Origin of the sequence: Pseudomonas putida, assembly GCF_050989985.1 — a bacterium.
Classification (GTDB): domain Bacteria; phylum Pseudomonadota; class Gammaproteobacteria; order Pseudomonadales; family Pseudomonadaceae; genus Aquipseudomonas; species Aquipseudomonas putida_AI.
Map to the genome: position 1 here is coordinate 1951572 of NZ_CP158815.1, position 13123 is coordinate 1964694.

Genomic DNA, 13123 nt, shown 5'->3' on the forward strand with positions numbered 1-13123 from the left:
TTGCGCGATAAAATGTCAGGATTTCGATAATACGCCAGTCACGACTTCTTAAGCTGCGAGGCAGTTTTCTGAGGAGTGAATTGGTCATGATGGGTAAGAAGTTCCTCGGCCTGGCGATTGCCCTGCTGATGTTTCCGCAGATTGCGCAAACCCTTTACAGCCCGGCGCTAACGGATATCGGTCATGCTTTTGCCGTCGGCCCGCAACAAGTAGCGCAGACCCTGTCGGTGTTTTTTCTGGCGTTTGCATTGGGCGTGGTGGCGTGGGGGCGGTTGTGTGACCTGATTGGACGGCGCCCGGCGATGCTTGGCGGATTGGCGCTGTACATCGGCGCTTCGATGCTGGCGCTCGGTGCCGGTACCTTCGATGCGCTGTTGATCGCCCAGGCGCTCGGCGCGTTCGGGGCTGCCGTGGGGTCGGTCGTCACACAGACCGTGCTTCGCGATCGTTTCCAGGGAGCGGATCTGGCAAAAGTGTTTTCGCTGATGGGGATCGCGCTGGCAGCCAGCCCGGCCATCGGTCTTTTTACTGGGGCGAGCCTGGTATATGCCTTCGGTTATCGAGGCGGACTGGGCTGTTTGTTACTCATCTCGCTGACACTGTGGCTCTGGTGCATGTGGGACTTGCCGGAAACCCGGCCGCAAGAGGTGAAGGCAGCAGCGCTGCTCGAGACGCTGTGGACAATGCTGTGTGACCTCCGTATCTGGCGCTCGACGCTCCTGGTGGCCCTGTTCAACATTGCTCTGTTCAGCTACTACAGCCTTGGCCCGTTCGTATTTGAGCAACTTGGTTTGAGCACGCAAGGGTTCGGCTACAGCGGCGTCATCCTGGCCCTGGGTTCGGGGCTCGGTGCCTGGTTCAACAGGAGGCTGCTTCAACGGGGGCTTCGCGGGGCGCAACTTGTTCAGATGGCGTCGGCGCTCATGCTGGTGGGGGCCAGCGGTGTGTGGATCCTGGAACGAAGTGTTTTGTTCGTGTTGCCGATGTTGTTGGTGGTGCTGGCATTCGGCATGGCGATTCCAAACATCCTGGGTGCGGCACTGATCCATTATGGCGATCGGCTGGGCACCGCCGGTGCGCTGTTCGGTTTGCTCTATTACTTGTTGATCGGTGGCGGGTTGATGCTGGTGTCTTGGGGGCAGGCGTTAGGGGAGACATTGATGCTGTGCGGTGCAGCGGCTTTATTGCTCTGTGGCACAAACCGCTAAGCCATCAACGCTGAACATCCGTGGCGGGGGCGAGCCGGCGCGCTCCCGCCTTTGATCACTGTCGCTGCTTATTGGCTCGCCAACCGCGCACTGGCCATTGCCAAGCCATCCTTGCCATCGCGGCTGCTGACCCCGGAAAGCCAGGCCTCCAGCACCGCCGGATTAGCCTTCAGCCACGCCTTGGCCGCCGCCCTCGGTTTCTGGTTCTGGTTCAACACCGCATCCATCAGCTGGTTCTCCATGGCCAGGCTGAACTCCATGTTTTGCAGGAGCTTGCCGACGTTGCTGCATTCGGTGAGGTAGCCCTTGCGTACGTTGGTGTAGACCGTGGCCTGGCCGAAGTTCGGGCCGAAGTAGTCGTCACCGCCGCTGAGGTACTTCATCTTGTTGCGGGTATTCATCGGGTGCGGTTCCCAGGCCAGGAACACCATCCATTCGTTCTTGCGTGTGGTGCGTTTGAGTTGTGAGAGCATCGCCGCTTCGCTGGATTCGACGATCTTGAAATCCTTCAGGCCGAAGGCGTCCTTGTCGATCATGGTCTGGATCAGCCGGTTGCCGTCGTTGCCCGGTTCAATGCCGTATAGCTGACCGTTGAGTTTGTCCTTGAATTTGGCGATGTCGGCGAAGTCGTGCAGCCCGGCGTCGTACACGTAGTCGGGCACCGCCAGGGTGTATTTGGCGCCGTGCAGGTTGGCGCGCACGGTTTCCACGGTGCCGGCGTCGCGGTAGGGCTTGATGTCGTTTTCGGTGGTGGGCATCCAGTTGCCGAGGAACACGTCCAGTTCCTTGCCGGACGACAGGGCGCGGTAGGTCACCGGGATCGACAGCAAGGTGGTCTTGGTTTTGTAGCCCAGGGATTCCAGCACCTCGCTGGCCACGGCGGTGGTCACGGTGATGTCGGTCCAGCCGACATCGGAGAAGCGCACCGTGGCGCAGGATTCCGGTTCGGCGGCTTGGGTGAGCAACGGGATACTGAGGGATGCAAGCAAGAGCAAGGCTTTCATGGATCGACTCCTCAAGGTAAACGTCGGCAGCGGTTTGGGGTGTCACGGTCTTGTTGTTATGGGTAATGCAAAAATGCCTCTGATGAAGACGCGCAATTGTGGCGAGCGAGCTTGCTCGCGCTCGGCTGCGAAGCAGTCGTAAATCCTGACAACCTTGTCTGACTGAAAGAGCGCAGGGGGCCGCTTCGCAGCCCGGCGCGAGCAAGCTCGCTCGCCACAGGTTTGTGTGTGGTCAATTGGCCTACTCGATACCAAACCAGTTCAGCGCCGCCGGTTCGGTGTTGAGGTAGATGTGCTTGAGCTCGGTGAACTCATCGAGGCCCGCCCGCGACAGTTCGCGACCGATGCCGCTGGACTTGTAGCCGCCCCAGGGCGCCTGGGGGAAGGCGGCGTTGTAGTCGTTGATCCACAAGGTGCCGACCCGCAGGCGCCGGGCCATGCGATGCGCCTTGCCGATGTCCCTGGTCCAGACCCCGGCCGCCAGGCCGAACGGTGTGTCGTTGGCCAGGCGCAGCGCCTGGGCTTCGTTGCTGAAGCGCTCGACGGTGATCACCGGGCCGAAGATTTCTTCCCGGGCGATGTGCATGTCGGCGGTGACGTTGCCGAGCAGGGTGGGCGACAGCCAGAAGCCGCGGTCGAATTGCGCGGGGATAGTCCCACCGGCCAGCAGGGTCGCGCCCTGTTCGAGGGCGCCGCCAATCATCGTCAGGATTTGGTCGCGGTGACCGGCGCTGATCAGCGGGCCCATTTGCGTCGACTGATCGAGGCCATTGCCCAGGCGAATCTTCAGGATCCGCTGCTGCAAGGCTTCGACAAAACGGTCATGAATGCTGTCTTCGAGCAACAGGCGCGAGCCGGCCGAGCAGATTTGCCCGGCATTGAAAAACACCGCGTTCAGCGCCTGATCCAGCGCCACCTCGAAATCGGCGTCGGCAAACACGATGTTCGGGTTCTTGCCCCCCAGTTCCAGGGCCACGCGCTTGAAGTTGCCGCTGGCGGCGCGCATCACCTTGCCGCCGGCAACGGCGCCACCGGTCAGCGACACCAGGTCCACGTCGTGGCTGGCCGCGAGCACTTCACCGACATCCCCGTCGCCGCACAACAGATTGAATACCCCGTCGGGCAAACCGGCTTGTGCCAGCAGGACGGTTAAGCGATGGGCCGTCATCGGCGTCAGGCTGCTGGGCTTGAACACCACGGTATTGCCGGCGGCCAGGGCCGGGGCGATTTTCCACACCGCTTGCAGCAGCGGGTAGTTCCAGGGTGCGATCAAGCCGCACACGCCCACGGGCTCGCGCTGGTTGAAGCTGATCACGTGGGCCGGGGCGTGGCTGTTGACGCTGGCGCTTTCGCTTTCCAGCAAGGCGGCGTAGTAGCGGAAGGTCGCTACCACGTTGCCGATATCCGCGAGGCTTTCGCCCAGGGTTTTACCGGCGTTGAGGGTTTCCAGGCGCGCCAGGTGCTCGGCGTCCTGTTCGATCAGAGCGGCGATTTTCTGCAGAAGTTGCGCGCGTTCGGTCACCGCCATTGTTGGCCAGGGACCCTCGTCGAAGGCTCGTCGCGCGGCGCTGATGGCCCGTTGTGCGTCAATGGCATCGGTGACGGCCACCTGTGCCAGTACTTCTTCAGTGGCGGGGTTGATCACATCGCGATACTGCGGCACCTGTGGCGCTTGCCAATTCCCCGCGATGAACAATCGAATCTGCAGCATGGGCGTCTCCAGCCAAGTGGGTCGTGGTCGTCACTATGGAGGTGCGCGCGGGGTGGCTCTTGATCAAACGCGGCATAAGCGCGCCGTTTTCTCACGGTCCAGGCGCTGCGAAATAACGGCAGCCGGTGTCGTTTCCCGTCAAGCAGGCGCAGATCGTCTCTCTACACTGCCAGGCATCCGATCAACCTCTGTGGAGTACGGGATGAGTCAATCCGTTGAGCAACTGAGAATCCGCCTGGCCTGCGCGTTTCGCTGGGCCGCGCGGCTGAACCTGCACGAATCCATCGCCAATCACTTCAGCGTGGCGGTGTCGGGGGACGGCCGGGAATTTTTGATCAACCCCTACGGCAAGCATTTCTCGCGGATCAGGGCCAGCGATCTGCTGCTGGTCAATGCCGATGAGCCGGCCAGCCTCGACCGCCCGGACGCGCCCGACATTACCGCCTGGGCCTTGCACAGCGCCTTGCACCGCAATCAGCCCCATGCCCGCTGCATCCTGCATACCCATTCGAAATATGCGACGGCATTGGCCTGCTTGGCAGACTCGCGGCTGCCGCCCATCGAGCAGAACTGCATGCGCTTTTTCGAGCGGGTGGTGATCGATGAGGGGTTCGACGGCATGGGCCTGGGGGACGAGGCCGAGCGGGTCAGCCGTCTGCTGGGGGACAAGCCGATCCTGCTGATGGGCAATCACGGCGTGCTGGTGGCGGCGCCGAGCATCGCCCAGGCGTTCGATGATCTGTATTACTTCGAGCGGGCCTGCGAGACCTACATCACTGCGCTGTCCACCGGTCGCGAACTACGGATCGCCAGCGACGCCATCGCGCGCAAGACCTGCCGGCAATGGCTCGACTACCCGGGCTTTGCCGACAAGCATTTCAATGCGCTGATGGGCATTCTCGATGAGGAAGAACCGGGCTATCGCCTGTGAAATCACTCCGCCTCGGCCGGCCGTTGCTCCTTGCGCAGCGGCTGGCGCATCACCGGGGCGGTCCAGACCTGGCTGCGGTCTTCGCTGGGCGGGCAGCCGAAGCGGGCGCGGTAGGTGCGGGAGAAGTGCTCCAGCGAGCCGAAGCCTGAACAGGCCGCCACCTGCGCCACGCTCAGGCGGGTCTGTTGCAGCAGGCTGTGGGCCCTGGCCAGACGCAGGGTGAGGTAGTACTTGAGCGGCGACAGGCCGGTCTGATGCTTGAACTGGCGCTCCAGTTGCCGGCGCGACAGCCCGACCTGACCGGCAATCGCCTCGCAATCGAGGGGTTCCTCCAGCGCCTGTTCCATCAACTGCACTGCCCGGCGAATCTTGTTGCCGTATAGCCCGGTGTTGGTCAGGCCGCCGTCGAGCTGGTTGTCCGCGGGCGCCCGCACCTGGCCCATCAACAGGTGCATGCCGATTTCCCGCGCCAGTTCGCTGTCGATGCTCTGGCCGATCCAGCCCAGCAACATGTCCAGGGTGGTGGTGGCGCCGGCGCAGGTCAGGCGCTGGCGTTCCAGGGTGTAGAGCTGCGGCTTGGCGTGGACCCGTGGGTAGCTTTCCTGGAAACCCTGCAGATTGTCCCAGTGCACGGCGGCTTCGTAGCCATCGAGCACGCCAGCGGCGGCCAGCAGCTCGGTGCCGGTTTCCACGCCCATCAACACCGCGCCGAACAGCGCCTGTTTGCGCAGCCAGCTTTTGAGCGCGAGGTTGCGGCTGTGTTTGTGCACATCGAAACTGGCGATCACCAGGCACGCATCGAAACCCTGGTCGGCCTTCAAGCCGTCGTTGGCGACGGTGGTCAGGCCGTTGCTGGCCTGCACCGGTTCGCCGTCCAGCGACAGCAGCGACCACTGGAACAGCTGGCGCTGGGTCAGCCAGTTGGCAATGGCCAGCGGCTCCAGCACCGCGGCCAGACCGAAGTTGGAAAACGACGGCAACAGCAACACCGCCACGCGCAACGGCGCGACATCGTCGCGCCGCCAGGTGAAACGGGTTTCTGCATTACTGCACGACTGATTGCTCATGACTGATCTCTATCGTTGCCGTGTCTGCCATTGTGGGTGAGTCCAGACCGCTGCAAGGCTGCGTGGCAGTGGCAGCTTGCCGCGAATCATATCGCTGGCCTTCTCCGCGATCATCACCGTCGGAGCGTTGGTGTTGCCGCTGACTATCACCGGCATGATCGAGGCGTCCACCACCCGCAAACCCTGCAGGCCATGCACGCGCAATTGCGGGTCGACCACCGCTTCGGCGTCGCTCGCCGGGCCCATTTTGCAAGTACCGCTGGCATGGTAGCCGGTTTCCGTGACTTGCCTGGCCCAGGCATCCAGCGCTTCGTCACTTTGCGCGTGCGGGCCGGGCACCAGTTCCTCGCCCCGGAACGCGGCCATGGCTGGTTGCCCGATGATCTCGCGCACCAGCCTGGCACCTGCGCGCATGTCGGCTCGATCCTGCTCGGTTTTCAGGTAATTGAACAGGATGCGCGGTGGCTGCCTGGGGTCGGCGCTGTTGAGCGTGACACTGCCCAGGCTGGTGGGGCGCATCAGGTCGATGTGGATCTGGAACGCGTGGCTGGGCACCAGGTCGACACTGCCGGGTTTCACCGCCAGTGGCATGAAGGTCAATTGCAGGTCGGGATGCTCGACCCCGGCCCGGGAACGGATGAACGCCCCCGCTTCGAAGTGATTGCTCGCCGCCGGGCCGTCATGGGTGGCGAACCAGCGGGCGCCGATCCACCATTTGCCCGGCGCGGTGGTCCAGGGGTACAGCGACACCGGTTTTTTGCACAGGTACTGCACGACGGTGTCGGGGTGGTCGTTGAGGCGACGGCCGACACCGGGCAGGTCCTGTTTGACGCTGATGCCCAGGTCGCGCAGTTCTGAAGCCGGGCCTACGCCCGAGAGCAACAGCAGTTGCGGCGAATTGATCGCGCCGGCGGTCAACAGCACTTCGCGCCGTGCAAGGGCCTGGTGGATTTCGCCATTCTGTTCGTACTCGATGCCGATGGCGCGCTGGCCGTCGAACAGGATGCGCAACGCAAGGGCATCGGTGCTCACCCGCACGTTGCCCCGGCCCAGCGCTTCGCTCAGATAACCCCGCGAGGTGCTCCAGCGACGACCGTTGCGGGTGGTGCGATCCACCGGGCCGAAGGCTTCCTGGCGATAACCGTTGAGGTCGTCGCTCAAGCCATACCCGGCCTCGGCACCGGCCTTCAGAAACGCCGCGCACAAGGGTGTTTCCACGTTGCCGGGGGTGACGTGCAGATGTCCGGCCGCACCGCGGTAATCGTCTTCGCCGTCGGCATGGGCCTGGGCCCGTTTGAAGTACGGCAAGACGTCCTGATAGCTCCAGCCCGTGCAGCCCTGTTCGGCCCAGGCGTCGTAGTCCCGGGCATGGCCACGGATGTAGACCATGCCGTTGATCGACGAGGAACCGCCCAGGGTCCGGCCGCGCGGCGTGCCGATGCGGCGGCCGTCCAGCCAGGGCTCGGGTTCGGAGCTGTAGCTCCAGTTGTAGCGCGTGCCACCGACCACCAGCCCGACCGCCGACGGCATGTCGATGGTCCAGCTCTTGTCCGCGGGGCCGGCTTCCAGCAGCAGGATTTGCAGCGCCGGGTCTTCACCCAGACGGTTGGCCAGCACGCAGCCAGCGGACCCAGCGCCCACGATCAGGTAATCAAACTCATGGTTGGCCATGGTTCGTTTTGCTCCATAAATGAAGGGTCACAACACAGATCCCCTGTAGGAGCGAGCCTGCTCGCGATGGGGTCGATACATTCAATATCGATGTGCCTGACCCACCGCCATCGCGAGCAGGCTCGCTCCTACAGGGATTGTGGTTGGCTCAGATCGACGATTGCCCATGAATCCCGTTAAACACCAACCGATGGAAGTGATGCACCAGATGCTCGCTTTCATTGCTGCGCTGGGCATCGATCATGTAGCGGCCCTGGTCGTAGCCCAGCGAACGCAGGCCTTTTTGCACCGAGATGTTCAGGGCGATGTCTTCCGGCCCCAGGTCCTCGTTCATCCACTTCATGCATTGCTCGCTGACCTTCGCGGTCTCGGCGTTGCTGGAGTAGTAGCCGAAGCGCAATAGCGAGCGCTCGGCGTCCAGCGGAATCATGATGAACGAGCCCAAAAACTCCGAGAACGGGAAGGTGTAGAAGGTGTTGTTCGGCCACATGCCGATGTTGAAGAAGCATTCGTCCGGGTTCAGATCCTTGCGCAGCGGCACGCCATAGGCTTCGGTCACCGTGAGGTTGGCCGGGGCGATGTAGGTCCACCAGTTGTCGCGTTTGGTCAACTGGTAGCCCTTGAAGTCGATGAGTTTGGCCAGGTCGATATGGCACGGCCCCGACAGCTTGAAGTGATAGCCCTCGATGGAGTTGTCCATGATCACCTTCCAGTTGGCCGGCACGATCACGTCCTGTTCTTCGATCAGGCGCATGTTGGCCAGGTCCGGAAACACCCGGCGCATTTCTTCGTCGGCACCGGGGAACAAATCCCGCAGTGAAGGTGCCTTCGGGTCGAGGTTGAAATAGATGAAGCCGCCCATTTCCTCGGTGCGGATTTGCGGGATGTTGAACTGCTGCAGCTCGAAGTTCTTCATCTTCTCGCAGCGGGGCGCGCTGCGCAGGCTGCCGTCCATTTCGTAGCACCAGGAGTGATAGGCGCAACGCACCACGCCCCCGGTGGTGCCGCGACGCTCTTCAAGCAGGCGATTGCCGCGATGCTGGCAGACGTTGTGGAAGGCATGAATCTGCCCCTGCCGATTTTTCGCCACCACCACGCTCTGGTCGAACAGATCCGTCACCACATACTGCCCAGGCTCGGCGAACTCACTGACGTGCCCGGCCACATGCCAGGCATGCATGAAAATGTTGTCGCGCTCGGCCTTGAACAGGGTCTCGTCGTAGAAATAGCGCGAGGGCAGGGTGAACGCTTCTTCCGGATCCTGGTGATCCCAGCCTTCGATCGAGCTGTGTGATTTGAGGTTCTGGACAGTGTGCATCGGACGATCTCCTCGGTCTGGCGCCGCACGGTACGGCTTGTGTTGTGGGACCTAATCTAGGGGGCGCGGAGGAGGGGGGATTGATGGAAAGCGACCAGTTGCGCGGTGAAAACATCAAGGCGAGGTACGCATAAAAGCGAAAAGATCGCAGCCTTCGGCAGCTCCTGCATTTGGAATGCGCCCTCCTGTAGGCGCTGCCGAAGGCTGCGATCCTTTGATCTTGATTCAAGTCAAAATGACAGCATTTTGTCAGAATGACTCGTTGTCAATTTGACATGGTTAGTCGTAACCAGCTGATATTTATAGATTTAGTAATTGGCATATTTCGTGAAATGCCCAGTGCACTAAACCCGAAGCAGGAGAGTCCCATGACCCGTTCCATTGCTCTTGGCTTCACGTTCGGTTTTTTGCTTTCCCCGCTGTGCATGGCCGATCAGGTCGTGCGCGAGGTGTCGGATACCAGCGCCGGCAAAGGCTACGGTGCCCTGACTGGTTTGATGGTCGGTGCCGTTGGCGGCCCGGTGGGAGCTTTGGTGGGAGCCGGTGCCGGATTCTTCGCCGGTGGCTCGGTGCAGCAAGCGGCAGGTCTCTCGCAGACCGCTTACGAAGTGAAGGACACGCAGGGTGAAATCAGTACGGTTCGCTCACCCAATGCCCATTTCGAGCCGGGTCAGCAGGTGACTCGCCAGGGGCCGCGACTGGTGCCTCAAGTCAGTTGAGTCGTCGACAGCAGTTTTACCATTTTCCCTTTGATGGGCAGGCGAGCCGCACCTCGTTTGCCCTTTTTTTTCACGAAAATTCGGGGCGCACCCTGTAGGAGCTGCCGCAGGCTGCGATCTTTTGATTTTGCCCTTGAAAAGATCGCAGCCTCGTTGCACTCGACAGCTCCTACAGAATATCTACAGGGCTATATCGGCTCTGTCAGGCGCGTTCGAAAATCGCCGCAATCCCCTGACCACCACCAATGCACATGGTCACCAGCGCATAACGGCCGTTGGTGCGGTGCAGTTCGTGGATGGCCTTGGTGGCGATGATGGTGCCGGTTGCGCCGACCGGGTGGCCCAGGGCGATGCCGGAGCCGTTCGGGTTGACCTTGGCCGGGTCCAGATCCAGCTCCTGGCTGACGGCACAGGCCTGGGCGGCGAAGGCGATGTTGGCTTCAATCACGTCCATGTCGGCGACGGTCAGGCCGGCGCGCTTGAGGGCCAGGCGGGTGGCCGGGATCGGGCCCAGGCCCATCAGTTCCGGTTCGACGCCGGCGTGGGCGTAGCTGACCAGGCGCGCCATCGGACGCAGGTTGTTGGCCTGCACCGCGTTGCCGGTGGCCATGACCAGCGCGGCGGCGCCGTCGTTCAGGCCCGAAGCGTTGCCGGCGGTGACCGAACCGTCCTTCTTGAACGCCGGCTTCATGGCCGCCAGTTGCTCCAGGGAGGTCGCGCGCGGGTGTTCATCGACGTTGAACAACTGGGTGCCTTTGCGACCCTGGATTTCTACCGTGGCGATCTGATCAACGAAATAGCCGTTGGCAATCGCGTGGGCTGCGCGCTTCTGGTCTTCCAGGGCCAGGGCGTCCTGCATCTCACGGGTGATGCCGTTGCGCGCGGCGACGTTCTCGGCGGTGATGCCCATGTGGATCGACTGGAACGGGTCATGCAGGATGCCCAGCATGTAGTCGATGGCCTGGATGTTGCCCATGCGCGCGCCCCAACGGGCTGCCGGCATCAGGTACGGGCCACGGCTCATGGACTCGGCACCGGCGCCGATGGCGATTTCGGCGTCGCCCAGCAGCAGGGTTTGCGCGGCGCTGACAATCGCTTGCAGGCCGGAGCCGCACAGGCGGTTGACGTTATAGGCCGGGGTTTCCTTGGGGATGCCGGCGTTCATCGCGGCAACGCGGGAGAGGTAGGCATCGCGGGTTTCGGTAGGGATCACGTTGCCCATCACCAGATGGCCAACCAGCGCCGGATCCACGGCGGCGCGTTGCAGGGCGGCCTTGATCGCGGTGGTCGCGAGGTCGACGGGCGGCACGTCCTTGAGCGAGCCGCCGAAGGAACCGATGGCGGTACGGGCGGCGCTGACGACGAAGATTTCCGGGGTGTTCATGACGGGTTTCCTTTCGGGATTTACTTATCTGTACTGCGATTGAGCAGTGCGTTCAAGGCGGTTTTGGCTTCAGTGCTGTTCAGGCGCTGAATGAACAATTGGTTTTCTTCACGCAGGGTGGCTTGCAGTTCGGCCATGCCGGCCTGCTTCATCAGTTGCCGGGACTCAAGCAAGGCCTGACGGGGCATCGCCAGCAGGCGCCGGGCGACTTTTTCCGCTGCCGCCAGGCATTGTTCGCCGTCGTCGAAGGCTTCGTTGGCCAGGCCCCATGCCACAGCATCCTCGCCATTGAAGCCGTCGCCCAGTAACAGCAGGCGCGCGGCGCGGGCCTGACCGAGCAGGCGCGGCAACAGCAGGCTGGCGCCGAACTCCGGGCACAGGCCAATGTTGACGAACGGCATGCGCAGCTTGGCGTTGCGCGTTACCAGCACCTGATCGCAATGCAGCAGCAGGGTGGTGCCGATGCCGATGGCCGCACCGCACACCGCGGCGATCAGTGGCTTTCGCAGATGGGTCACGGCGCGCATCAGGCGGAAGGCCGGGCTGTCCAGATGGGTCGGCGGCGCTTGCAGGAAGTCCACCAGGTCGTTACCACTGGTAAAGCAGCTCGGGCCACCGGTCAGGATGATGACCCCGATGTCCGGGTTCTCGTCGGCGGCGAACAGCAGATCGGCCAGCCGCGTGTACATCGCATTGGTCAGGGCGTTGAGCTTGTCCGGGCGGTCGATGGTTAGCGTCAGCACGCCATCGCTCAATTGTTGTTTGATCAGGTCGGTCATCGAAGGCGCCTGCTGGGTCGGTTTGGCGGCCACTTTAAGCGCCGGGCAAACCCCGCCGCTATGACAAAACGGGTCAACAGCCCTGATGCTTTTTGCCATGTCGCAGGTCGACACACCCATTCGGGGTATGGCTTCACCCCGCGAATCGCCCAATAGTAGGTTCATCCGCTCATCCAGAGCCGAACTCGCTCGATAAGGTGAATGTGCAATGCGCAAGACACTGAAGGTGATTTCCAGTCTGTTTGTTGTTTCGTTGGTCATCAATGCCCAGGCCGCCCAAGTGGACGACAGCAAAACGCTGCGGCTCTATAACTGGACGGACTACATCGGCGAGAAGACGCTGGCGAATTTCGAGAAAGAAACCGGCATCAAAGTCATTTATGACACCTTCGACGCCTATGAAACGGTGCAGGCAAAACTGCTGACCGGCCACTCCGGCTACGACCTGATCGTCCTGAACGCCTCCCTCGCGCCACCTTTGATCAAGGCCAAGGTGTTCCAGCCGCTGGACAAGAAACTGCTGCCGGGCTGGAGCAATCTCGACCCCAAAGTCCTGCAGGACCTGCAAGGCTACGACCCGGGCACCACTTACTCGGCGCCCTATACCTGGGGCAGCAACGGGATCACCTACAACGTCGACAAGATCAAGGAACGCATGCCGGACGCGCCGATCGGCTCGCTGGCGATGATTTTCGATCCGAAGATCGTCTCCAAATTCGCCGACTGCGGCGTCACCCTGCTGGATGCGCCCACCGAGGTCATTCCGCTGGCGCTCAAGTACCTGGGCCGTGACCCGCGAAGTGCCGCGCCCGAAGACCTCAAGGCCGCCCAGGATGTGCTGCTGTCGGTGCGGCCGTACATCCGCAAATTCGACTCGGTCAACTACCTGACCAGCCTGCCCAACGGCGATGTGTGCATGGCCATGACCTGGTCCGGCGACTACGCCACCGCCATGGCCCGTGCCGAAGAGGCCAAGAAGCAGATCAACCTGGCCTACTTCATTCCCAAGGAAGGCTCGCTGATCTGGTTCGACAACATGTACATCCCGGTCGACGCGCCCCACGTGGCCAACGCCCACAAGTTTCTCGAGTACCTGATGCAACCCCAGGTGATGGCCGATGTGAGCGACTACATCAACTACGCCAACAGCAACGCGGCCGCAACGCCGCTGCTCAATGCCAGTGTGCGAGATAACCCGGCGATCTATCCCGATGAAGACGTGCGTCAACGGCTCTTCCCGCAGAAAACCCAGGACGCGAAAGACATGCGCGCCATTACGCGGGTCTGGAGCACGGTGAAGAGCGGGATCTGATCGTCCAATTGTTCAGTTT

General features: G+C 62.2%; 11 protein-coding genes. 4 read left to right on the forward strand and 7 right to left on the reverse strand.

The genetic code is table 11. The features are described 5' to 3' along the window. Positions 1 to 86 precede the first annotated feature (86 nt). On the forward strand, positions 87 to 1208 hold the full coding sequence (locus ABTV29_RS09195) for an MFS transporter (protein WP_433769775.1): 1122 nt from the start codon (positions 87 to 89) through the stop codon (positions 1206 to 1208). Positions 1209 to 1276: 68 nt separating this feature from the next. Here ABTV29_RS09195 and ABTV29_RS09200 read toward each other — a convergent pair whose 3' ends face one another. After that, the gene (locus ABTV29_RS09200) at positions 1277 to 2212 is read right to left on the reverse strand and encodes a choline ABC transporter substrate-binding protein (RefSeq protein WP_433769776.1); all 936 of its coding nucleotides are present in this window, start codon (positions 2210 to 2212) and stop codon (positions 1277 to 1279) included. Positions 2213 to 2453: 241 nt separating this feature from the next. Continuing rightward, positions 2454 to 3923, reverse strand: coding sequence for an aldehyde dehydrogenase family protein (locus ABTV29_RS09205; RefSeq protein WP_433769777.1), 1470 nt, complete (start codon positions 3921 to 3923; stop codon positions 2454 to 2456). Between the two features lie 202 nt (positions 3924 to 4125). On the opposite strand from ABTV29_RS09205, the gene ABTV29_RS09210 reads away from it, so the two are divergent. Then, a complete protein-coding gene (locus ABTV29_RS09210; RefSeq protein WP_433769778.1) occupies positions 4126 to 4854 on the forward strand; it encodes a class II aldolase and adducin N-terminal domain-containing protein in 729 nt (242 codons plus the stop codon). A 2-nt stretch (positions 4855 to 4856) separates the two neighbouring features. Here the strand turns inward: ABTV29_RS09210 and ABTV29_RS09215 are convergent, their stop codons facing one another. From ABTV29_RS09215 to ABTV29_RS09225, 3 genes are all read right to left on the reverse strand, one after another. Further along, positions 4857 to 5921, reverse strand: coding sequence for a GlxA family transcriptional regulator (locus ABTV29_RS09215; RefSeq protein ID WP_433769779.1), 1065 nt, complete (start codon positions 5919 to 5921; stop codon positions 4857 to 4859). A 9-nt stretch (positions 5922 to 5930) separates the two neighbouring features. Continuing rightward, complete coding sequence (locus ABTV29_RS09220) at positions 5931 to 7592, reverse strand: choline dehydrogenase (protein ID WP_433769780.1); 1662 nt, start codon at positions 7590 to 7592, stop codon at positions 5931 to 5933. Positions 7593 to 7740: 148 nt separating this feature from the next. After that, positions 7741 to 8910: an aromatic ring-hydroxylating oxygenase subunit alpha gene (locus ABTV29_RS09225; protein WP_433769781.1), complete on the reverse strand. Its 1170-nt coding sequence runs from the start codon at positions 8908 to 8910 to the stop codon at positions 7741 to 7743. 368 nt (positions 8911 to 9278) lie between these two features. On the opposite strand from ABTV29_RS09225, the gene ABTV29_RS09230 reads away from it, so the two are divergent. After that, entirely contained in the window at positions 9279 to 9629 is a 351-nt protein-coding gene (locus ABTV29_RS09230; RefSeq protein WP_433769782.1) for a hypothetical protein, read from the forward strand. Between the two features lie 202 nt (positions 9630 to 9831). On the opposite strand, the gene ABTV29_RS09235 is transcribed toward ABTV29_RS09230, so the two are convergent. Both ABTV29_RS09235 and ABTV29_RS09240 read right to left on the reverse strand, forming a co-directional pair. Continuing rightward, positions 9832 to 11013, reverse strand: coding sequence for an acetyl-CoA C-acyltransferase family protein (locus ABTV29_RS09235; RefSeq protein ID WP_433769783.1), 1182 nt, complete (start codon positions 11011 to 11013; stop codon positions 9832 to 9834). Between the two features lie 20 nt (positions 11014 to 11033). Next, positions 11034 to 11792 carry an enoyl-CoA hydratase gene (locus ABTV29_RS09240; protein ID WP_433771799.1) on the reverse strand — a complete coding sequence of 253 codons (759 nt, stop codon included), beginning with the start codon at positions 11790 to 11792 and terminating at the stop codon, positions 11034 to 11036. Positions 11793 to 12000: 208 nt separating this feature from the next. Between ABTV29_RS09240 and ABTV29_RS09245 the strand changes: the two genes are divergently transcribed. Continuing rightward, on the forward strand, positions 12001 to 13104 hold the full coding sequence (locus ABTV29_RS09245) for a polyamine ABC transporter substrate-binding protein (protein WP_433769784.1): 1104 nt from the start codon (positions 12001 to 12003) through the stop codon (positions 13102 to 13104). The last annotated feature ends 19 nt before the right edge of the window (positions 13105 to 13123 follow it).

What these genes read in the sequence shown, in the direction of transcription:
- ABTV29_RS09235 (WP_433769783.1), bottom strand. Translation starts at nt 11,013, where the DNA reads ATGAACACCCCGGAAATCTTCGTCGTCAGCGCCGCCCGTACCGCCATC.
- ABTV29_RS09220 (WP_433769780.1), bottom strand. Translation starts at nt 7,592, where the DNA reads ATGGCCAACCATGAGTTTGATTACCTGATCGTGGGCGCTGGGTCCGCT.
- ABTV29_RS09230 (WP_433769782.1), top strand. Translation starts at nt 9,279, where the DNA reads ATGACCCGTTCCATTGCTCTTGGCTTCACGTTCGGTTTTTTGCTTTCC.
- ABTV29_RS09240 (WP_433771799.1), bottom strand. Translation starts at nt 11,792, where the DNA reads ATGACCGACCTGATCAAACAACAATTGAGCGATGGCGTGCTGACGCTA.
- ABTV29_RS09200 (WP_433769776.1), bottom strand. Translation starts at nt 2,212, where the DNA reads ATGAAAGCCTTGCTCTTGCTTGCATCCCTCAGTATCCCGTTGCTCACC.
- ABTV29_RS09210 (WP_433769778.1), top strand. Translation starts at nt 4,126, where the DNA reads ATGAGTCAATCCGTTGAGCAACTGAGAATCCGCCTGGCCTGCGCGTTT.
- ABTV29_RS09225 (WP_433769781.1), bottom strand. Translation starts at nt 8,910, where the DNA reads ATGCACACTGTCCAGAACCTCAAATCACACAGCTCGATCGAAGGCTGG.
- ABTV29_RS09205 (WP_433769777.1), bottom strand. Translation starts at nt 3,923, where the DNA reads ATGCTGCAGATTCGATTGTTCATCGCGGGGAATTGGCAAGCGCCACAG.
- ABTV29_RS09245 (WP_433769784.1), top strand. Translation starts at nt 12,001, where the DNA reads ATGCGCAAGACACTGAAGGTGATTTCCAGTCTGTTTGTTGTTTCGTTG.
- ABTV29_RS09195 (WP_433769775.1), top strand. Translation starts at nt 87, where the DNA reads ATGATGGGTAAGAAGTTCCTCGGCCTGGCGATTGCCCTGCTGATGTTT.
- ABTV29_RS09215 (WP_433769779.1), bottom strand. Translation starts at nt 5,921, where the DNA reads ATGAGCAATCAGTCGTGCAGTAATGCAGAAACCCGTTTCACCTGGCGG.